The sequence below is a fragment of the Ketobacter sp. genome, assembly GCF_003671495.1.
In the GTDB taxonomy this organism is placed as follows: domain Bacteria; phylum Pseudomonadota; class Gammaproteobacteria; order Pseudomonadales; family Ketobacteraceae; genus Ketobacter.
On the sequence record NZ_RCHN01000023.1, the window covers coordinates 131374 to 152220 of the forward strand.

The window sequence follows — 20847 nt, forward strand, 5'->3', positions numbered from 1 at the left end:
ATTATCCCCGCAGGGTCTGCAGCAGATCCCACCATTCCGCCAGGGTGGGGCGTTCCGCCAGGTCGTTGAATTCCAGGGGTAGCCCCAGGTAGCGCCAACCGGCCACCAGGTTCATCAGGCGGATGGAGTCCAGCCCCATCAGCAGCAGGTCATCATCCGCCTGCAGGTCACCCGGTGCCAGGCCCAGCAGTTGGCTGATGGAGTCCAGCAGGGCCTGTTCACTTTCCGGTATCGGCAACGGTGGGCTGATCTGGCGGATCACCTGATTGGTGTCCAGCACCACACCGCAGCGTTGCGCCACCCAATTCAGCGCCATCTGATGCTCGGCCTGGGAAAAATCCGCCAGCGCATCGGCCACGAAAAACGGCTGGATGTCCTGCATGAAGGCGTCCACGGCAGTGGTCATGCAACCGATGTGGGCGTAAATGCCGCCGATGATCAGTTGATCCCGCTGCTGCTCCTGCATGATCTGCCGCAGGGGGGATTGCTGGAACGCGCTGTAGCGCCATTTGGTGAGCACGATGTCCTGTTGCTCCGGCGCCAGGGCTGCCACGATGCCGGCCTGCTCCGGCTTGGCGGTGAGCCCGGGGCCCCACCAGTCCTGCAGCAGGCCCCGTTGCTCTGCCGTCTGCTGCGGCGGCTGGGCGGTGTACACCACTGGCACGCCGGCGCTGGCGCAGAAGTGGCGCAGGGTGATCAGGTTATCCAGCATCTGGGGAATCGGCGCGGCGTTCTGATCATAGAAATCCAGGAAGTAATCCTGCATGTCGTGGATCAGCAGCACCGCGCGGGCGGGATCCGGTTGCCAGTCCACCCGGTTGGGGGTGATCCCCTCCAGTTCAGGCAGGTCATAGGCGGCAATTTTTGGAATACTCATGACAATCTCCGGCAGAAATCATAAAAGCTCAGGCAATACACCAGGCCAACACAACGCAAAGATCAGGACAGCGCCGTAGCCAGTTTTTCTGTGATGCGTTCGCGCAGGGCCCGCTTGTTCACCTTGCCCACACTGGTCTTGGGAAAGGCATCAATCAGTTCGATGCGATCGGGAATCTTGTACTGGGCCACCCCGCGCCGTTGCAGAAAACGCAGCAGCTCAATGGGCCGCAGGCTGGGGTCGCGGCTGATGATGAAGGCGCAGGCTTTCTCCCCCAGGTAGGCATCGGGCATGGCCACCAGGGCGGCGTCGTGCACCGCCGGGTGGGCCAGCAGATAGTTTTCCACCTCTTCCGCCGCGATCTTGTCACCGCCGCGGTTGATCTGGTCCTTGGCCCGGCCTTCCACCATCAGGTGGCCGCTGGGCAGTTGGCGCACGATGTCGCCGGTGCGGTAGAAACCATCGGCGGTGAATGCCCGCAGGTTGTGCTCCCGGGCCCGGTAATAGCCGCGAATGGTGTAGGGCCCCCGGGTCAGCAGGTGGCCGGGTTCACCACAGCGCACCGGCCGGTCTTCATCATCCACCACGCGGATTTCGTCGGCCTCCGACATGGGGCGGCCCTGGGTGTGGTGCAGCAGGTTGTCGTCATCCTCCGGCCGGGTGTAGTTCACCAGGCCTTCCGCCATGCCGAACACCTGCTGCAGGCGGCAGCGCAGAATGGGTTTGACCCGGGCGGCAGCCTCGGCGCTGAAGCGGGCGCCCCCCACCTGCAGCAATTGCAGGCTGGACAGATCCTCCCGCCGTTTGCGGGCGGCATCCAGCCACAGCATGGCCAGGGGCGGCACCAGGGCGGTGAGGGTCACGCCTTCCCGCTCGATGAGGGGAAAACAGTCGTCCGGTGCCGGACGTCGGGCCAGCACCACACAGCCGCCGGCATAGAACGTGCCCAGCGTGCCGGGGGAACTGAGGGGAAAATTGTGGGCCACCGGCAGGGCGCACAGGTACACCGAAGCCGGGGCCAGTTCGCAGATCTCCGCACTGGTGCGCACGCTGTACAGGTAGTCGTCGTGGGTGCGGGGGATCAGCTTGGGCAGCCCGGTGCTGCCGCCGGACAATTGCAGAAAGGCCACTTCGCCGGCTTCCGGTGAGGGGGGCAGCTCAGTGGACCCGGTATCGGCGTTGATGATCCCGTCCCAGGACGTGAACTCCTCCGCCTCACCCACCACGATGACATCCTGCAGCGCCGGCGCCTGGGGCAGCAGGTTTCGCACCATGGCCCGGTAATCGAAGCCGTTGTCGCGATCCACGATGATGCAGGCGATGGCGTCGGTGAGCTGGCAGAAATGGGTCAGTTCCGTGGCGCGGTGGGCTGGCAGTGCAAACACCGGGATCGCCCCCAATCGAAACAGGGCAAAGCTGGCAATGAAAAACTCGGCGATGTTGGGCAGTTGCAACACCACCCGGTCCTGGTGGCCAATACCCCGTTGCTGCAGGCCGGCGGCGGCCGTCAACACCTGCTGGTGCAGTTGCAGATAGGTCAGGCGCCGCTGCCCGCACACCAGGGCGATACGGTCCGGATGCTTGCGCGCGGATGCCGCCAGCATCTGTTCCAGGGTTTCGCCACGCCAATAACCGGCGCGGCGGTATTGTTGAGCCAGATCGTCGGGCCAGGGCACCCAGCCCTGGGCGTGAGTGGAGCGCATCACAGGCTGGCCTCCATCAACGATTCCAGGCCCATGGCCGCCAGCATGGTGCCCATCTTGGCGCTGGTTTCCGTGAGTTCCTTATCCGGTTGGGAGCCTTCCACGATGCCCGCCCCGGCGTACAGGGTGGCGTCGTCGTCCCCCACATCGGCACAGCGGATGGTGACCGCCCATTCGCCGTTACCGTCCTGGCCACACCAGCCCACCAGGCCGGTGAACAGGCTGCGGTCAAAGCCTTCCTGTTGCTGGATGAAGTGATGGGCCGGCTGGCGTGGATGGCCGCACACGGCGGGTGTGGGGTGCAGGGCCAGGGCGAGGGCCAGGGACGAGGTGTCCGCCCCATGCAGTTCACCACTGATGGCGGTGGACAGGTGCAGCATGGTGGGGGTTTCCAGTACCGAGGGTTCCGGTGGCACCGACAACTGTTTGCAGAACGGCGCCAGGGCGGTGGCCACGGCGTCCACCACCAGGGCGTGCTCGTAGCGGTCTTTCTCGGAATGCATCAGCTCGTTGGCCCGGCGCTGGTTTTCTGCCACGCTGTGGCTACGGGGCAGGGAACCGGCCAGGGGATTGGATAGAATGTGCGGGCCGCACTTGGACAGCAGCAGTTCGGGACTGGCGCCCACCAGGGTGCGCTGTTGCCCCTGGTGCTGGCGGTCAAAGGCAAAGGTATAACCGGCCGGGTTGCGCTGGGCCAGGGTGGCCAGCAGGGCCGCCAGGTCGATGCGGGCCTGCACGCTGAGGGAGCGGGACAGAACCACTTTTTCGAATTCCCCCTCCCGGATGCTGCGCACCGCTTTGCTGACCAGATCCTGGTAGGCCTGGGGCGTGGGGGTCATGGCAGTGAGCTGTGCCGGCTGGTCGCGGCGTACGCTGCTCACCGGCGCCGAGGGGATGGCACTGTGATCCAGCTGGGGCATGGCTTCCACGTAGCGCGGAATCACCAGCCGGCTGGGGGCGCTCACATCAAAGCCGATGGCGCTCATCAGCAGGGCCCGGCGCCAGCCCTGTTCCCGGGCCCGGGCCAGCAACTGGTCAGCCCGCTCCAGAATCTCAGCATGGCCCCCGGCCCAGTCTTCCAGGGCAATGCCGCTGGCCATAATCGACTGGCGGGGGGAAGAGAACACAAAGTCACCACGGTGGTAGCGCAACAGGTGATCATAGAGTGTGGCGGCAAAATACAGGTGAGACGGCAAATGACTGGTCATGTGGGGTCCCTCGTCGATGACTGGCATTTCAGGCTGGCAAAAGATTGTCAGGGGCTGACTTGGTGTGTACAATAATCTAAATGATAATGGTTCGCAATACTATTTGAATTAAATTAGGGTGTGGCGGAAGCGCTGCAGTTCCAGAAAAGCCTGTATTTTTGAGCTTAGTTTTTCGAACGCACGGGGCACTCGAATGGGGGTTGCCGCTGGCGTGCGACAGTGTCCCGGATATTCGCCATGTCTTCACAAAACCGTATCATCGCGCTGATCGGCGCGGTCAAGTTTGTCTTCATTCTGGATTTTATGATGTTGATGCCCCTGGGCCCGGATGTGGCCGGGGCATTGTCGTTCAGTGCGGAACGGCTGGGGTGGTTGTCGGCCTCCTATACCGTGGCCTCCATGCTGGCCGGGCTGCTCGCAGTGCGCTGGCTGGACCGGTTTTCCCGCAAGCCTGCCTTCCTGTTGTGTTTCGGTGCCCTGGTGCTGTTCACGGTGCTCACCCCCCTGGTGAACAGCCTGAGTGGCCTGATGACGGTGCGCGCGCTCACCGGACTGGCGGGCAGCCCGGCGGTGGCCCTGGGCATGGCGATCCTGATTGACGCCATTCCTCCCCAGAGCCGGGGGCGGGCCATCGGCCGGGTCATGATTGCCTTCTCCCTGGCGGCCATTGCCGGTATTCCGGCGGCGTTGGAATTGTCCCGTTGGGGCGGCTGGACCACGCCGTTTCTGGTGGTGGCGGCCCTGGGGGCGCTGGTGTGGTTGGCGGCCTGGCGTTGGTTGCCCGCCACTTCGGTGCCGGACGCGGCGGCCGACCGGGTGTCCCCGTTCTCGCTACTGCGTCAACCGGCCATTGCCAAGGCCTGCCTGATCCAGGCCGGCAGTCAGTTCACCGCGTTCCTGGTGGTGCCGCACTTCTCGGCGTTTTTCCTGCTGAATCTGGGTTTCCCTCGGGAGTACCTGGGCCTGCTCTACCTGGCCGGGGGCATCAGTGCCATGGTGTTGATGCAGGTGCTGGGGCACATTACCGACCGTGCTGGCCCGGCGCGCTCGGTGCTGATTGCCAGTGCCGGAACCGGCCTGGGCTTGACCCCGTTTCTGGGGTTGGAGTGGGGGCTGTTGGTGGTGCCGTTCATTCTGTTCATGGCCGGCAATGCGGGCCGTAATGTGAGCATTGCTGCCCTCACCAGCCAGGCTCCGGAGCCCCGTGAGCGGGCCGGCTATCTGGCCCTGGAAGGCATCGTGCAGGATCTGTCGGTGACCCTGGCGGCGGTCTGCGCCAGCGTGATTCTGATGACCGGCGCTGCCGGCGAGCTGCTCAATACCCATTGGCTGGGGGCGTTGGCGCTGCTGTTGCTGGCGGCCACCAGTCTGGCGGTGGTGCGCTGGCAGGGCGAGGTGGCCCGGGGTCATTAGGTCTTCAGGCCAGCACCGCTTCCAGGGCCGCCTGCAAGGCTTCCGGGGTGATGGGTTTCTGTAGAAAGTAGTAGCCCCGTTCCCAGGCCCGTTGCTGCACTTGCTCGGAATGATCTGCCGTCATCAGGATCACCGGCACCACATCCTCCCAGCACTCGTCCAGGGCTTCAATCACCTCGAAACCGGTCTCGTCATCCAGTTGGTAATCCACCAGCAGGGCGTCCGGAGCCGACGTCAGCTGCCGGGCGGTGGTGACCGCGGTGGCCAGGGAGCTGGCGGTATGGATACTGCACTGCCAGTGTTGCAGCAGGGATTCGATGCCGGTGAGGATCATGGGCTCGTTGTCCACACACAGCAGGGTCAAATTGTGCAGCTGGGGCAGCGTGGTGGCGGCCGGCGGATGGCTGGCGGGTGCTGCGGCCGTCAGGGCCTGAGTCACCGGCACCTGCACAGAAAACAGGGTGCCTTTACCCACTTCGGAGCGTACCCGGATGGGGTGCTGCAGCAGGTCACTGATGCGCTGGGCAATGGCCAGCCCCAAACCCAGGCCTTTGGCGTTCAGCATCTGGTCGTGGTTGCTGTGCCGGAGGCGGTGGAACTCCTTGAAGATGTCCTGGATCTGATCCTGGGGAATGCCCACCCCGGTGTCCCAGATCTGGATTTCCACCTGGCCCGGATGACGCCGGCAACCCAACAGAATGCGGCCCTGGGGCGTATACCGCACGGCGTTTAGCAGCAGGTTCTGCAACACCCGGCGCAGCAGCTTGTCGTCACTGCGAATCCAGCACCGGCAATCCACCCAGCGAAAGTTCAGCCCCTGTTCCCCGGCGATGGCGTCGAACTCGTGGGCCAGGCTGGCCAGCAGGGTGTGCAGGCTGAAGTCTTTGACGTTGGGTTTGATGGTGCCGGTGTCCAGGCGGCTGATGTCCAGCAGGGTGTTGATGAGGTGCTCCGCCACGTGCAGGGAGTTGTCGATGTTCTGCAGGATCTCCAGTTCTTCCCGCCACTGCTGGTTGCGGTTCTTCAGTTGCAGCCGTTGTTGCAGGGACGACGTGAACAGGTGCGCGGCATTCAGCGGTTGCATCAGGTCATGCCCGGCGGCGGCCAGGAAGCGGGTCTTGCCTTCGTTGGCCTTGTGCAATGCCTCGTTCAGCTGGGACAGTTTGCGTGTGCGGTCCTGCACCATCATTTCCAGGCTTTCGTTCATTTGCCGCAGGGCGCGCTCGTCCATTTTGCTTTCGGTAATGTCGAGGAAAGTGGTGACAAAGCCACCGTCAGGCATGGGATTGCCCCGCACCTCGATGATGATGCCGTTGGGCAACTCCCGTTCAAAACGATGGGGGCCACCCTGCTTCAGCAGATTCACCCGGCGCTGAACCTGGGTTTCCTCATCCTCCTCCGGATAAAAGTGACGGTGGGCGTTGAAACGATAGACGTCGGCGATGGGGCGGCCCAGCTGGATCAGCCCGTCCGGATATTCGAACAGGTTAATGTAGGTGCGGTTCCAGGCCACGATATTGAGGTTTTTGTCCACCACACAGATGCCGTGGGAAATGGTTTCGATGGTGGTCTGCAGCAGCTGGTGGTTGAACTGGATCAGCTCGGCGGCCTCATCGATCATGGCCACCGCTTCCGAGGAGTCCTCCGTATGGCGGCTGAGCATGGACCCCAGCAGCACCCGCGCCGAGCTGGCCCCCATCACCCGGGCCAGCATTTTCTCGGTAAAGCGGAACAGGTCCACGGTGGCGGGCAGTTGCGGTGCCAGTTCCACCTGATTGACCGCGGCGTACTGGGCAAACGCCATTTCACTGGGGTATTTGCCCAGGCAGCGGGCAGCGATGTCCTGCAGATCCTGCACCCGGATGTGACCGGCGTGATAGCGGCCCAGCAGGCTCTCGTAATGGGTGGGCACATCCACAAACAGGATGGCCTGGTTGCGATCGATGGTCTCCTGTTTGGCGGTTTTGGAAAAGTACACGTAGCAGAAGATGTTCACCGCCAGGCTCCAGAACACGCCGTGGCTGAGCGGGTCCAGACCCTCCAGGCCGAACAGCGCATAGGGTCGCAGCAAACCAAAGCCCAGCAACCCCTGTTGCTGCAGATGCTGTGCCGTCTCCGCTGGCAGCAGCACCGGCAGCAACAGGCAATAGCACCAGACACTGAAGCCGGAGACGATGCCTAGGGCCGCGCCGGTTTTGTGGCCCTGCTTCCAGTACAGGCCACCCACCAGGGCCGGGGCGAACTGGGCCACGGCAGCAAACGACAGCAGGCCGATGCTGGCCAGGGCGTCGAAGCGCGCAAACAGGTCGTTGAGCAGATAGGCCAGCAGCAGGATCACAAAAATGGAAATGCGGCGAATCTTGCGCACCAGCGGCGTGATCTGGCGCGGCAACTCACCGGCCCGGCGCGCCCGGTTCAGGTACACCGGAATCACCAGCTCATTACACACCATGATGCTTAAGGCTACGCTGGACACAATCACCATGCCGGTGGCGGCGGACACTCCGCCGAGAAAGCTCAGCAGGGCCAACCCCGGCTGGTCAAAATGCATGGGCAGGGTGAGGATGTAGCGGTCGGCGGTGTCCGCCTGTTCCGGCAGGTACACCAGACCGGCCATGGCGATGGGCACCACGAACAGGGTGAACAACAGCAGGTAACCGGGGAACAGCCAGCGCGCTTTGCTCAGGTCGGTGCTGCGACGGTTTTCCACCACCGTGGTGTGGAACTGGCGCGGCAGGCAGACGATGGCGGCCATGGCCAGCAGGGTCTGGGTAAAGAAGCCCTGGTCAAAGAAATCACTGGAAAACCGCTCCTGCAGCAGCGGGTTGTGCTCCACCTGGCTCAACAGCCCACCCACACCGCCGAACACCTGCCACACCACAAACACGCCCACCACCACAAAGGCGAACAGCTTTACCAGGCTCTCAAAGCCGATGGCCAGCATCAACCCGTTCTGGTGCTCACTGGCGTCGATATGCCGGGTGCCGAACAACACCGCAAACATGGCCATCAGCAGCGCCACCGCCAGGGCACTGTTAATGGGCCAGTGGCCTTCCATGCTGGGGGTCAGGCTGTCGAAGGCCATGGTCACCGCTTTCAGTTGCAGGGTGATGTAGGGAATGGTGCCGGCAATGGCCACCAGGGTGATCAGCACTGCCAAAGGCTGGGATTTGCCGTAACGGGAGGCAATAAAGTCGGCAATGGAGGTAATGCCCTGCTGCTTGCCGATGGCCAGGATCTTGAACAGCATGGGGGTGCCCAGGATAAAGACGATGATGGGCCCCAGGTAAATGGGCAGAAAATCCCAGCCGTAGTTGGCGGCCTGCCCCACGGCGCCGAAAAAGGTCCACGAGGTGCAGTACACCGCCAGGGTGAGGCTGTACAGCCAGGGGCTGTTCAGGGCCTGTTCGGAGCGCGCAGTACGGCGGTCACCGTACCAGGCGATCAGAAAAAGCAGACAGGTGTAAGCCAGTGCGAAACCGGCCAGGGTCCAGACGGAAAACATAGCGGCGCCTTTTTTATCTTAAAGATATATCAAAAGCCGCCGCCGTCGACCATGCGACTTTAGTGTTTGATGTTGCGGATCATCTGCTTGGCCAGGCTGTCGGCCACGTCCGATACCGATCCCACTTCAAAGGTCTTGCTGCGACCCACCCACGACAGGGTGCCGGTGGGCAGGGTGTAGATGGAGGTGGTGAGCAGCACATTGGTCTGGGTGTCGGTGTAGGCTTCCCGGGTCATGGTGACGGTGTTGCCGCCGCCCCAGTATCCACCCCAGTGGGGGTAATAGGGGCCGGTGTAATAGCTGCGCACCCGTTCCGGCACATAGTCGGTTTCGATGTCCACGCCTCCCAGGGCGGTGACGATGATGTGGTCGTACTGGGTCTTATCCAGGTGCGCCTGCACCCCTTCCTTGGTGGGCATCTCATCCCCCAGCACGGTGAAGCTGGCGGTGGCGTTGATGCCATGCTGAACGAGGGCGTTGATGAAGCCGGTCTCGAACAGAAAACGGTTGGTGGTGTTGGACGCCACGGCCACCACCAGGACGTTTTTCATGTCGCTGCGATGAAATTCCGGTTCCTGCCAGGTGTCGGTCATTTGGGTGGTGGAACAGGCGGCAAGCAGGCAGAACAAAATCGGAAGAATGGAGTACTGAAGTCGCATAAATAGGTCCATCAAATAGGTCTTTAAAGTAGGCTGATCAGGCCAAATTGTTGGATGGTTCGGCTGTTTTGCGGGTTTAGTGACAGGTTCTGACCCCTAAGTCATTCGCATTAGCCGCCGTTTTTAGTATCGTGGTTCGCTAGGCTACCCAATTAGACACTGATTTCATAATAAAAAAATCAATAACGAAGTTATGACCATTCAGAGCATCAAACAACAGATCCTGTCCGGGTTTGAAGGCGTGGTTTACTACCGGGCCCGCAGCATTCTTCTGTTGGCGCCGACCCTGTGCATCGGCCCCGGCGACAAAACCCACAAACGTAAATGCATCCGCTTGCTGATCGGTTGCCGTGGCCCGGTGAAGGTGGGCTTTGGCGAGGGTCAGACCCTGGAAGGGCGTGTGCTGCTGCTGGGGGATGACATCAGCCTGTGTGAAATTGAGGGCATCGCGGCGGATGTGGCGTTGCTGGATTTCTCCCCGGCCACGGCGGAATACCAGGCGTTGTATGAATACCTGGCCGGACGCCCCTGCGTGACCCTGGCCATGGACCCGTTTGAGCATTTGGTGCCCCGCCTGCAGGCCGGTCAGGACGGCTCACTGCAGTGTCGCCAGTTGGGGGAGCTGCAGCATGAGGCGGTGATGCGGGTGACCGGGGTGGAGGTGGCACCGCTGGAATACGATGCCCGCATCGTTAAAGCCCTGCGTATGATTGATGAGATGCCCCTGGGGGATATTTCCCTCGGCGTGTTGTCCCAGGCGGTGAATTTGTCGGCGGATCGCTTTCGCCACCTGTTCAAGGAAACGACCGGTTGTACGGTTTCCCAATACGCCCGGCAAACGGCGCTGTGGCGGGCCTTGAACCTGATCACCCAGCAGGGTTACACCATTACCGCCGCCTCCCATGCCCTGGGCTTTCATGATGTGTCGCACTTTTACCGGGTCTATTCCGACCTGTTCGGCATCAGCCTGTCGGAGCGCAGCAACCCGCGCAAATTCCGCCGGGTGCGCTGTTTTGATTAAGTTCGGTTGTGTTCTGAGCCTGTCTGCTGCGCCCGGGCCTCGTTGACCAGGCTCTTCAGAAAGATCCGCAGCAGCTTATCGGAACAGGGCAGATAGTTTTTGTTGTCTTCCTTGCGGAACAGGGATTTCAGTTGCTGTTTCCCCAGCTCCGTGCCTTCCGCCGCGAACAGGCGGTGCATGTCCTCATCCTTCAGATCGTAGGCGATCCTCAGTTTTTTCAGAACGTGGTTGTTGCTCAGGGGCAACTGGGGTTGGGGCGTTGGCGCGCCCTCTTTGGCGCCCCGCAGGTGAATGATCAGGGCCTCCAGCAGGCGCGCGGCGGTGATCTCCTCGCATTCCACATAGCCTGATTCGTTGGACTGCTTGAGGCGGTTCTTCAACCCTTCCGCATCCATGCGGTCACCGGACAGGGCATAGATCTCCGCCAGGCCGTGTTCGTTCACCGCCAGTGCCCTACGCAGGTTTCGCATCAGTTCGTTGTGGTTCATATGGGGCTTCCTGTGAATCTGGTGGGCGAGGTTACAAGTCTGCCGGGGCAATGTAAATGACGTGATGTGGATTGGCTTTTCTGGCACTATGGTACAGTTTGGTGCCGGCGCCACTGGATGTGCAGGCAATGCAGTCCAAACCTCTGATGACCAATATCAATAAGAAACAAGAGGTTGGGTATGATTCGTGAATGCTATGCCGGGCTCTTTGGCCTGTGGTTGATGGTCTGCTCCGGACCGGGTTTCAGCGCCGATTGTGCGCCCCCGGCACCCTCGGCGGCGGTACGGACGCCCCCGGTTCAGGTGCAGGGGCGTCACTTTGTGGACCCGCAGGGGCGCGTGCGGTTACTGCGGGGTATCAACGTCAGCGGGGATGCCAAGGTGCCGCCGTTTTACGGGGTGACCGCCGCCCAGCAGCTGGACCCTTTGCCGCGCTGGGGCTTCAACACCCTGCGCCTGCTGTTCACCTGGGAGGCCTTTGAACCGGCCCCCTGCGATTACGACGAATCCTATCTGCAGTACTACGAGCAGGTGACCCGCTGGGCGGCCGAACGCGACCTGTATGTGATCGTGGATTTCCACCAGGATGCGTTTTCCCGCTTCTCCAATGGGGGCTGTGGTGAAGGCTTTCCCGCCTGGGCCGTGCATTCCTCCATCGCCCTGCAAACGCCCCGCAATCACGAGGCGGTGTGCGAATCCTGGGGCACCCGCATGCTGCTGGACCTGTCCCATCATCGCACCTGGTATCACTTTCATCGGGACAGCGAAGGGGCCCGCAGCCGGTTTCTGGCCATGGTGGAACGGGTGGCCGCCCGTATGGCCAGCCACGATAACGTGATCGGCTACGATGTTCTTAATGAACCCTGGGGCACCAACCGGGAATTGCTGAGCCTGTACGAGGATGCCGGGCGCGCCATCCGGCGCCAGGACCCGGAGGCCATGCTGTTCATCCCCCCCCATGCGTTTTTGTCCTCCGGCCTGGTGGGCAACGGCATTCCCCGCCCTGAGCTGGAGAACTTTGCCTATGCGCCCCATTTCTACGATCCCATCATGATCACCTTCAAGTGGTGGTTGGGCAACTCCTCCGCCCCGGCGCTGAACGTCATGGCCCGCCAGGCCGAGGAGTGGGATGTGCCGCTGTTGCTGGGGGAATTCGGGGCGCCGGCGGCCACCCGTGGCGGTGCAGCCTACATCCGCCAGCTCTACGATTGGCTGGACAGCCGCTTTGCCTCCAGTGCCCATTGGAACTACACCCCGAACTGGAACGACCAGACCCTGGACGGCTGGAATCTGGAGGATCTGAGCATCACCGCCGGCAGCAATGCCCTGCGGCAGAACTACGCGGTGCGCCCCTATCCGCTGGCGAGTGCGGGCCTGCCCCTGCACTTGGCGGTCAGTGAGCAGCAGTTGCACTATCGCTGGCAGCACGACCCCAGGCAGGGCAGCACCGAGCTGTTTGTGCCCGAGGACTGGTGGCAGGAGGGCCTGACCTGGCAGGCGCCGGGCCCATGCCGGCAGCGTGGGCTGATTTTGCAGTGCTGGCATACTGCCCCCGGCGCCGTGGAGGTGGTGCTGACACGGGGCGCACGCTGAGCCCGGCAACAAAAATTCTGTGCGTCACGAATAAAAAACATCGCTTTCACCGGGCACGGCTTTCCCCCATAACGTGCGCCTCGCAGTCGTCGCAGTGGATGGGAAGTTGGATGGACAGTTCGGAGTTTGAGTTTGCCCCGGTTGAAGGTGCCTGGGGTGCGCTTGATCTGGTGGTGGCGGATGCCCTGGCGGCAGAAGGCTGGTGTGTGACGGATCAGTTGCTGGACCCGCTGCTGATCACCGAGTTGTATGAGGAGGTCCTGGGTCGTGACGATCTGATGGCCGCCAAAGTGGGGCGTCATCACCAGCAGCGCGCCCAGGACGACGTGCGCCGCGACAAAACCGGCTGGTTGCAGGGGGAGAGCCCGGCCCAGGCCCGCTACATTGAGCGCATGGAGTCGTTGCGAATGCTAATGAATCGGCGCCTGTTTTTGGGCTTGCAGGAATACGAGGCCCACTTTGCCCGCTTTGATTCCGGGGATTTTTATCGCACCCATGTGGATGCCCTCAAAGGCCAGCGCAACCGCATGGTGACCTGCGTTACCTACCTGAATCCCCATTGGCGCCCGGAGTGGGGCGGCCAATTGGTGCTGTACGATGGGCAGGGCGCCGAGCTGACCCGGGTGCAGCCCAAGGGCGGGGTCAGCGTGCTGTTCCTGAGTGAGGAGTTTCCCCATCAGGTGTTGCCCGCCCGCACCAGCCGCTACAGCATTGCCGGCTGGTTCCGGGTGCGGTAAAGGCTAGGGCTTGTAGTGCAGGGGAATCTGCAGGTTTTTCAGGGCCGGATAGGTGCTGTCCAGGGTGAAGTTGGCGTCCAGTGAGTAATCCGTGAAATTGCCCTTCTGAATGGCACTGAAGGCGCCGCTGCCCAGCTTCAGCAGGCTGACACTGACCGGGATCTTCACGGTGGTGGTTTGCTTCTCGCCGATTTTCACGGTCTGGTCAATGCGGCCGTCAAACCATTTTTCACCGCCCACGCTGAACTGGTAGTCCAGGTCTTTCAGGTCCAGTCCGAACTGATTGGGGTTGGTGATCTGCATGGCCAGTTCAAAGCTCGCCTCGGTAAAATTGAAACTTTTCACCTTGAGGTCGCCAAAGGATACCTGGGGTAACTGGGGAATGGTGATGTCGCCTTTTTTGTGGCTCTTGATGTTGAACAGGTTCAGTACCGGCGCATCCAGGCGCATGTCGGCGTCCACTTCATAATGCAGGGTGTTGGAATCCCCCATGGAATCCAGCAGCTTCATCACATCCTTGAACCCCACCTTGAACGGCACCCGAATCTGGTTGGAGGCATTGGCCGCCACCCGGAAGCCTTCATCGGTGCTGCCCTCCACCAATTGGTGATCATTGAAGCGGATGCGATAATCGTAGCCCGCCAGGGCCAGGGTATAGGCATTGGGATTGGTGACCTGCATCACCAGGTCCAGCCCCACGGAATCCAGATTCACCTCCCGCACGGTAATGTTCTGCACCTGCACGCTGGGTTCTTTCACCACGCTGTTCAGGTTCATCTGGCTGCAGCCGGCCAGCAGTGACAGCAAAACCCACAAAAAACCGCAGCCGCGGCGGGAGTAAATGATCATGGAGCCTTCTCCTGTTATATAAAGAACATGGCCATTAAGTCATCTTGGTGATTCAGGTAACATCGCCGGGGGATTGTAGCAAATTCGATGCGCCGTAAGGCACAGTCTTGATTCAGAAAAAGGCATGCAATGATGATGACGGAACAGACCCTGAAACAGTATTTGCTGAGCAAGCCGGAAGCGGTGGAGGATTTTCCCTTTGGGCCGGACGCGGCGGTCTACAAAATCCTGGGCAAGATGTTCGCCCTGGTGTTCCGGCAACAGGGGGAATGGCGGGTGAACCTGAAGTGTGATCCACAGGAAGCGCTTGAGCTGCGCCATGTTTTTGCGGCCGTGCTACCGGGTTACCACATGAACAAAACCCACTGGAATACGGTGCGCCTGGATGGCAGCCTGCCTGCGGGAGAAATTGAGCGCATGGTCGATAACTCCTATCGCCTGGTGGTGAAGGGGTTGCGCAAAGCGGAGCGGCGGGGCTTGGAGCTGCGCAGCAGCGCCGATGCAAAAGACGGCAACTCCGGGAATTAGCTTCTATACTTGCAGTAATTTTGACGATCTGTCTATTAGCAACTGCAGATATGCAGCTCAAGGAAGCGCTGTTCCGCCATGACCTGGAATGTTTTGTACGCCGAAGATGACCGCACCCAATCTGCGATCGTGTCGTCCCTCCTGCGGCAGGAAGGGTTTGCCGTCACCCATGTGGAGAACGGTGAAGCCGCCCTCTCTGCGCTCGCCCACCACCCATTCGATGTCATCCTGACCGACCAATATATGCCGCAGATGAGCGGGGTTGAGTTATTGTCGGAAGTGCGTAACCGCCAGCTGGACATCCCCCTGATCCTGATGACTTCCACCCGGGACATGCAGCTGGTGTTTGCGGCGGTGCGGGCGGGGGCTGCTGATTTTATTTCGAAGGATCTGAACGGTCAGTATCTGGATATGATTGCGCCGGTGCTGGAGCAGGCCTGCGAGCGGCATCAGCTGCAGGCCCGGTTGCGGCAACACGCCGAACGGCTGGAGCGGGAGAAAAACCTCTGTTACATGACGTTGGATGCTATGGAGGAAGGCGTCATCGTGCTCAATGAGGATCTCTGCATCCACTATCAAAACAGTTTTTTCAGCGCCTTGTTCCCATCCGGGGCGGAGGGCTGCCTGCTGGGAAAGCGGGTAGGGGCGTTGATTGCCCTGTTCCGTCGTCAAGTGGATCGCGATCAGACCGACGCCGCACTGTTGGATGAGGCGACATTCTGCAACTGGCTGCGGGCTGGCGAGGGCAGCTGGGAAATGGTGGTGGGCGCGCGCATTCTGGATGTAAAAAAAGTGGAAGTGGCCGGCACCGGCTATGCGGTGGCGTTGGTGGATATCAGCCAGCGCAAGGCGGCGGAACAGGCCCTGATCCAGGCCAATCAACTGACCCGGTCCATCATCGATCACTCCCCTTTCAGCATTGTGGCCACCGACCTGAATGGCATCATCGTGGCGGTGAGTCCGGCATTGGAGCGCATGTTGTATTACGCCAAGGACGAGCTGGTGCAGCAACGCTCGGTGCTGATGTTTCATGATGAAGCGGAGATGCACCGCCATGCCCAGGCCCTGTCGGATGAGCTGGGCCGCGAAGTTGATCCCAATTTTGACATGCTGGTGCTGCAGGCCCGCAACCGGGTGGTGCAGGGACAGGATTGGACCTATACCCGCAAGGACGGCAGCCGGGTGGCGGTGAATGTGACGGTGACCGCCCTGCGTGCCCACGATGACAGCATCACCGGCTACCTGCTGGTGGCTTACGACATTACTGCGCAAAAACAGGCGGCGGAACATATCCAGTATGTGGCCCATCATGATGCGCTCACCGGGCTGCCCAACCGGACCTTGCTGCAGGACCGGGTGGAGACTGCACTGCGCAGGGTGCGCCGCACCGGGCGTAAAATGGGCGTACTGGTGCTGGATCTGGATCACTTCAAACGCATCAATGATTCCCTTGGCCATGTGGTGGGTGACCAACTGTTGCAGACGGTGGCCACCCGCCTGGTGGCGGCGGTGCGGGATTCCGATACGGTGTGCCGCATGGGGGGGGACGAGTTTGTGGTGATTCTGCCGGATGTGAATGGGCGTCGGGACGTGGAGCGCATCTGCTTAAAAATACTGGAGGCGGTGGCGCAACCGATTCAGCTGGGTTTAAACACGCTGACGGTGACGCCCAGTATCGGGCTGAGCATGGCGCCGGATGACGGCGACAACCAGGCCGACCTGCTCAAGCACGCGGACATTGCCATGTATCGGGCCAAGCAAACCGGACGCAACGGATACTATGTGTTTTCCCAGGAAATGGCCCAGGCCAACCACAATGAAATGATGATAGAGCAGGCCTTGCATCAGGCGTTCCTCAGCAATCGCCTGCAGCTCTATTACCAGCCGCAAGTGGATGTGGACACCCACACGGTGAATGGCTTCGAGGCATTGATTCGCTGGCACGACCCGGTGCATGGCACCATCGCGCCGGACCGTTTTATTCCCATGGCGGAAACCACCGGCTATATCCTGAGCCTGGGGCAATGGGTGCTGGCCCGGGCCTGCCGCGACATATGCACTTTGCGGCAACAACATGGGGTGGCGTTCCGGGTGTCGGTGAATGTGTCGCCCCGCCAGTTGGAGCAGCCGGATTTTGTGGACACGGTGCGCCATGCCCTGCAGGAATCCGGTCTGCCGCCGCAGGCACTGGAGCTGGAAATCAGCGAAGGTGTGTTGGGGGCGGAATCCGGAACGGTGCTCTCCATGCTGAATGGATTACACGAGCTGGGAGTATTGCTGGCCATCGACGACTTTGGCACCGGCTGTTGCAGCCTGGCGTACCTGGCCCAGTACCCCATTGACGTCATCAAGATTGATCGCTGCTTTCTGGATGCGGACCAAAAGTCCTGTGGCGCCATGGTGGGAGCCATTACCACCATGGCCGAAGGGTTAGGGTTGGACGTGGTGGCCGAAGGAGTGGAAACCCGGGAGCAGATTGAACTGGTGCGGGCGCGGGGTTGTCACGTGGTGCAGGGCTATTATTTCTATGAGGCCATGGCGCTGGAGGATCTGATGCCGTTACTGCCGGATGTGGGCCTGGCAGTGGCACGCAAACTGGCCACCCATTAATGCTGCATGGCCAGCCACAGTTCCGCCGTGGCCAGGGCATCCCCCAGGGCATCGTGCAGCGGCACATCCGGCAAGCCGTAACGCTGGCGACACTGGAACAAGCGCAGGTCGCCGGCGGAAATGGCTTCGGTGCGTTGCTGCAGGCGTTTGCGCTCCACCTGCAGGGTATCCACCACCGGCAGCAGTAACGGTGCGCCCCACAGCGCGCGCAGGGCCTTGTTGAGAAACCCCATGTCCAGATGGGCGTTGTGGAACACCAGGGTGCTGTGGGACAACACCGGCAACAGGGCTGCCAACGCTTCCTTGATGTGTACGCCCTGCTCCAGGTCGGAATCGGTGAGCTGGTGAAACACCGCACTTTGCCCCACTTCTTTTTCCAGCCGCACATGATAGTGGGCCGCCTGGTTCAGGCAGATGGTGGCCTGTTCGATCACCACCCAGGCTATGCTGGCGATTTCCCCCTGCTCCGGGTCCAGCGCCGTGGTCTCCAGGTCGATCACCACATAACGGGTCTGCTGGAACGGTTGGCTTTGCAGCGGTTCCGACAACAGTGCCTGCAGGGTGGGGTGGGTGGCCTTGTGGCGCCACCACATTCGTTGCAGATTGATTCCCAACGCGGACGACATCATAGTCCCTGCCGATAACGGTTGCGCAACGCTTCCTGGGAATCGTGCACAATGGTGAAGGCGTCCTTCAGGTGTTTACGTTCCAGCTCCGGCAGATCTTTCGGGTTCAGATAATTACTGGCGGGGTGGCCGGCGGCGATCTGGCGGCTCTGGTTTTCCACCCGCAGTTGCTGAATGGTGTCGTAGGCGTCCAGCAGGTTGCGACCATCGCCAATGGTGAACACTTTTTTCTGTTTCAGCTGTTGAACCCGCTCCCGGGTATTCACTGCAGCCACTCCATGGGCCAGGGCATGAATCCGCACCAGGTCCACAATGGGCATGACCCCCCGCTTCTTGATGTCGAACTCATCCCGGTGCTCGCCGTTGCGCTCCACCACAAAGCGCCGAAAGATGCCCAGGGGCGGCGTTTGTTCCAACACATTGGCCGCCAGTGCGGCCAGAAAGATGGTGTCCTTTTGTGTGCGCAACAGCATGTGTTGTTGCAAACGCTGGCACAGCGACGGGTCACCGTACACCGCCCGCAGATCAAAAAAGATCGACACCCGCATCACCGCATCCGGGGTGGGGGTTCGGGTCCATTGGTCCACGGTGGTTTTCCAACCCTGCAGGGGTTGCCGCCATTCATCGGTGGTGGCCATCACCTTGCCGTTGCAATAGGGGTAACCGCAGGCATTGAGCCCGTCGCAGACCCGTTGCGCCAGCTGCGTGAACCAGGCGCGGTCCTGCTCGGTGGCCCGATCATCCAGCAGCAGGCCGTTGTCCTGGTCGGCCCCGATCAACTGTTCCCCCCGGGCCTGGGACCCGAACCCCAGCCAACAGAACGGCACCGGAGGCGGCCCCAGCTCTTCGATGGCCAGCTCGATCAGGCGACTGGTCACGGTGTCGCTGATGGCGGTCAACACCCGGCTGATCTGGTGGGCGCGCATGCCCCCCTTGATCACTTCCACCAGCAGGTTGGGCAGGGTCTCGATGATGGCCCGCATGCCGTCGGTGGTGGTTTGCCGCGACAGGTGCTGCACCAGGTACACCGGATCATCCTTGCGCGCCAGCATCAGGTCGGAGGAGGTGATGATGCCGAACACCCGGCCTTCCTGCAGCACCGGCAGATGGTGGATGCCCTGTTGTGTCATCAGCAGGATGGCATCGAACAGGCTGGCGCTGGATTCAATGTGCTGCGGCTGCGGGGTCATGATGGCGCGGATGGGGGTGTCCAGGGGCAGGCCTTTGGCCAGGGCGCGGCTGCGCAGGTCGCGGTCGGTGACTATGCCGCACAGGGTGCTGTCTTCCATCACCAGCACCGACGATACCCGGCGCCCGGTCATGGCCAGGGCGGCCTCCTGCAATGAGGCGTCCGGGGACAGGGTGAGGGGGTTGCGGCTCACCAGGCTGTCGATGGGCAGCATCATCATGTTGGTGTTGGGTTGATAACGGGCGGCGCGGCGCAGGCGCCGGCTGCGCTGGCTGTGGAAGTGGCGGTCAAAATCCCGGAAACGGGCGCGCAGGGATTCGTAGTGCACCTGGGGCAATTGATAGATCAGGCTGTCTTCGATCACCTGGGCGTGGACCCCTTCCTCGCCCATCTCCAGGCCGTGGATGTTAAAGCTTTCCCCTTCCCCCAGCCGGTCCATTAACTGGTTGCGGCTGCTACGGATTTCCACCGCCCCGGAACGCACGATGCGCAGGCAGTACTCATCTTTGGCGGCGCTGAAAGGGTGGCCCTCGCGCACGTAGACAATGCGAATCTGACGGGCGGTCTCCTGCAGCGCGGCCTCCGGCAGCTCATTGAAGGGCAGGCACTGACGCAAAAAGTCCGCAACAGCCTGTATTTCCGGGTGGTTGGGATCGCTGGTCATGGGGTTCATCCGCTGGGATTTGGTTTATGGTAGCGGATGTGCAGGCTGTGGGCGATTAGACTTTGGTTGTGGGGTAGGCAGTACCGCAGGGTGGAAATATTCGGTGACCTGGAATCTGCAGTGGATTGGCTGTTGATACCGTCCTGAGCGTTACATAACGCTTCAATCTGCACAAATGCTCACCCAACGTCAGACTCAGTGTCAGCCACAGAAACCGGCACATGCTTGCGCAAAAACGCCAGCTGATCCGCAATGGCGTGCTTGAAGGCGTCACCCAGATAGATGTCGAAATGCTTGATGGGGTAGCGGATAACCTCTCCCCTGGGGGCCTGTCGGGCGTAGCGCAGAGTGGGGCCAGCGGGTGCCACGCTGTCCTGATCACACACCGCAAACAGGATGGGGCACTGCACCTGGCGGGCGTAACGTCCGGGAAAATGCCGGCTGATGGCCAGACCCACCCGGGCCGCCACTTTCTCTTCGTGGTGGATGCCTTCCGGTAACAGGGCATGGTAACCAGAGACCACGTCCGCGGCGTTCATCAGAGCGGCGGAATGGGGCGCACCCGCCAGGTTGATCATTTTCGGTTTCCGTTTCAGCACGCCGGCGGCGGTGTCCAGCGCCGAGATTGCACTGACCTTCACCAGACCCAAAGGCCCCAGGCAGAGGGCCGAGGCGATGCCGTGGGTGAAGGGGCACTGGGCGATGGCCGCCGCGACCCGTGTATCTCGCGCCGCGGTGATGATGGCATGCCCGCCGCCAAATGAGCTGCCAAAGATGGCCACCCGCTCCGGGTCCACCGGGTCCAGGCTGCGCACATAGGTGAGCGCCGCTGCCCAGTCATCCAGTTGCCGCTGAATGTCCAGCAACTGACGGGGTTCACCGCCGCTCTCGCCAAAGTGTCGATAATCGAATACCAGCACCACATAACCCGCATCGGCGAAGGCTTCTGCGTAAGGCTGCAATCCCATCTCTTTAATGGCGCCCAGACCGTGGCCGAGCACGATGGCAGGGCCTGGCTTGGCGTGGGCGCTTTGCGCGCTGGGCAGGTACAGCCAGGCGGAGCAGTGGGTATCGGTGCTGGTGAAACGCACGTCCTGGCGCGTCCATGGGAAGCTCTGGGTCACTGTGGGGCTGGCTTGGGTCATAACCTTCCTCTTTGATGGTGCATGTCGGGCTA

General features: G+C 61.5%; 16 protein-coding genes. 6 read left to right on the forward strand and 10 right to left on the reverse strand.

Annotated elements, in window-relative coordinates; all coding sequences use genetic code 11:
• Position 1: 1 nt before the first annotated feature.
• From D9N14_RS12500 to D9N14_RS12510, 3 genes are all read right to left on the reverse strand, one after another.
• The gene (locus D9N14_RS12500) at positions 2 to 877 is read right to left on the reverse strand and encodes an isochorismatase family protein (RefSeq protein WP_290580130.1); all 876 of its coding nucleotides are present in this window, start codon (positions 875 to 877) and stop codon (positions 2 to 4) included.
• Positions 878 to 939: 62 nt separating this feature from the next.
• On the reverse strand, positions 940 to 2580 hold the full coding sequence (locus D9N14_RS12505) for a (2,3-dihydroxybenzoyl)adenylate synthase (protein WP_290580523.1): 1641 nt from the start codon (positions 2578 to 2580) through the stop codon (positions 940 to 942).
• Entirely contained in the window at positions 2580 to 3788 is a 1209-nt protein-coding gene (locus tag D9N14_RS12510) for an isochorismate synthase (RefSeq protein WP_290580132.1), read from the reverse strand. The genes D9N14_RS12505 and D9N14_RS12510 overlap by 1 nt, the downstream gene beginning before the upstream one ends.
• Before the next feature lie 237 nt (positions 3789 to 4025).
• On the opposite strand from D9N14_RS12510, the gene D9N14_RS12515 reads away from it, so the two are divergent.
• Positions 4026 to 5201, forward strand: a complete 1176-nt coding sequence (locus D9N14_RS12515; RefSeq protein WP_290580134.1) for an MFS transporter — start codon at positions 4026 to 4028, stop codon at positions 5199 to 5201.
• A 4-nt stretch (positions 5202 to 5205) separates the two neighbouring features.
• Here D9N14_RS12515 and D9N14_RS12520 read toward each other — a convergent pair whose 3' ends face one another.
• Both D9N14_RS12520 and D9N14_RS12525 read right to left on the reverse strand, forming a co-directional pair.
• Positions 5206 to 8706 carry a PAS domain-containing hybrid sensor histidine kinase/response regulator gene (locus D9N14_RS12520; protein ID WP_290580136.1) on the reverse strand — a complete coding sequence of 1167 codons (3501 nt, stop codon included), beginning with the start codon at positions 8704 to 8706 and terminating at the stop codon, positions 5206 to 5208.
• Between the two features lie 59 nt (positions 8707 to 8765).
• Positions 8766 to 9365 (reverse strand): hypothetical protein, encoded by a 600-nt coding sequence (locus tag D9N14_RS12525; protein ID WP_290580138.1) that lies wholly within the window; start codon positions 9363 to 9365, stop codon positions 8766 to 8768.
• Between the two features lie 193 nt (positions 9366 to 9558).
• Here D9N14_RS12525 and D9N14_RS12530 point away from each other — a divergent pair, with 193 nt between their 5' ends.
• Positions 9559 to 10386: a helix-turn-helix domain-containing protein gene (locus D9N14_RS12530; protein WP_290580140.1), complete on the forward strand. Its 828-nt coding sequence runs from the start codon at positions 9559 to 9561 to the stop codon at positions 10384 to 10386.
• Here D9N14_RS12530 and D9N14_RS12535 read toward each other — a convergent pair.
• A complete protein-coding gene (locus tag D9N14_RS12535; protein ID WP_290580142.1) occupies positions 10383 to 10874 on the reverse strand; it encodes a DUF1456 family protein in 492 nt (163 codons plus the stop codon). The genes D9N14_RS12530 and D9N14_RS12535 overlap by 4 nt on opposite strands.
• 180 nt (positions 10875 to 11054) lie before the next feature.
• Here D9N14_RS12535 and D9N14_RS12540 point away from each other — a divergent pair, with 180 nt between their 5' ends.
• Complete coding sequence (locus D9N14_RS12540) at positions 11055 to 12467, forward strand: glycoside hydrolase family 5 protein (RefSeq protein WP_290580144.1); 1413 nt, start codon at positions 11055 to 11057, stop codon at positions 12465 to 12467.
• Positions 12468 to 12577: 110 nt separating this feature from the next.
• On the forward strand, positions 12578 to 13204 hold the full coding sequence (locus tag D9N14_RS12545) for a 2OG-Fe(II) oxygenase (protein ID WP_290580146.1): 627 nt from the start codon (positions 12578 to 12580) through the stop codon (positions 13202 to 13204).
• 3 nt (positions 13205 to 13207) lie between these two features.
• On the opposite strand, the gene D9N14_RS12550 is transcribed toward D9N14_RS12545, so the two are convergent.
• The gene (locus D9N14_RS12550; RefSeq protein ID WP_290580148.1) at positions 13208 to 14053 is read right to left on the reverse strand and encodes an LEA type 2 family protein; all 846 of its coding nucleotides are present in this window, start codon (positions 14051 to 14053) and stop codon (positions 13208 to 13210) included.
• Positions 14054 to 14182: 129 nt separating this feature from the next.
• Between D9N14_RS12550 and D9N14_RS12555 the strand changes: the two genes are divergently transcribed.
• Together D9N14_RS12555 and D9N14_RS12560 are read left to right on the forward strand one after the other, a co-directional pair.
• On the forward strand, positions 14183 to 14581 hold the full coding sequence (locus D9N14_RS12555; protein ID WP_317622618.1) for an MmcQ/YjbR family DNA-binding protein: 399 nt from the start codon (positions 14183 to 14185) through the stop codon (positions 14579 to 14581).
• Positions 14582 to 14659: 78 nt separating this feature from the next.
• Positions 14660 to 17191, forward strand: coding sequence for an EAL domain-containing protein (locus tag D9N14_RS12560; RefSeq protein ID WP_290580150.1), 2532 nt, complete (start codon positions 14660 to 14662; stop codon positions 17189 to 17191).
• Here D9N14_RS12560 and D9N14_RS12565 read toward each other — a convergent pair.
• From D9N14_RS12565 to D9N14_RS12575, 3 genes are all read right to left on the reverse strand, one after another.
• Complete coding sequence (locus tag D9N14_RS12565) at positions 17188 to 17820, reverse strand: exonuclease domain-containing protein (protein ID WP_290580152.1); 633 nt, start codon at positions 17818 to 17820, stop codon at positions 17188 to 17190. The two genes, D9N14_RS12560 and D9N14_RS12565, sit on opposite strands and share 4 nt — an antisense overlap.
• Positions 17817 to 19670, reverse strand: coding sequence for a putative nucleotidyltransferase substrate binding domain-containing protein (locus tag D9N14_RS12570; RefSeq protein WP_290580154.1), 1854 nt, complete (start codon positions 19668 to 19670; stop codon positions 17817 to 17819). Before D9N14_RS12570 ends, D9N14_RS12565 begins: the two co-directional genes overlap by 4 nt.
• A gap of 179 nt (positions 19671 to 19849) precedes the next feature.
• Positions 19850 to 20815, reverse strand: a complete 966-nt coding sequence (locus D9N14_RS12575; protein WP_290580157.1) for an alpha/beta hydrolase — start codon at positions 20813 to 20815, stop codon at positions 19850 to 19852.
• Positions 20816 to 20847 lie beyond the last annotated feature (32 nt).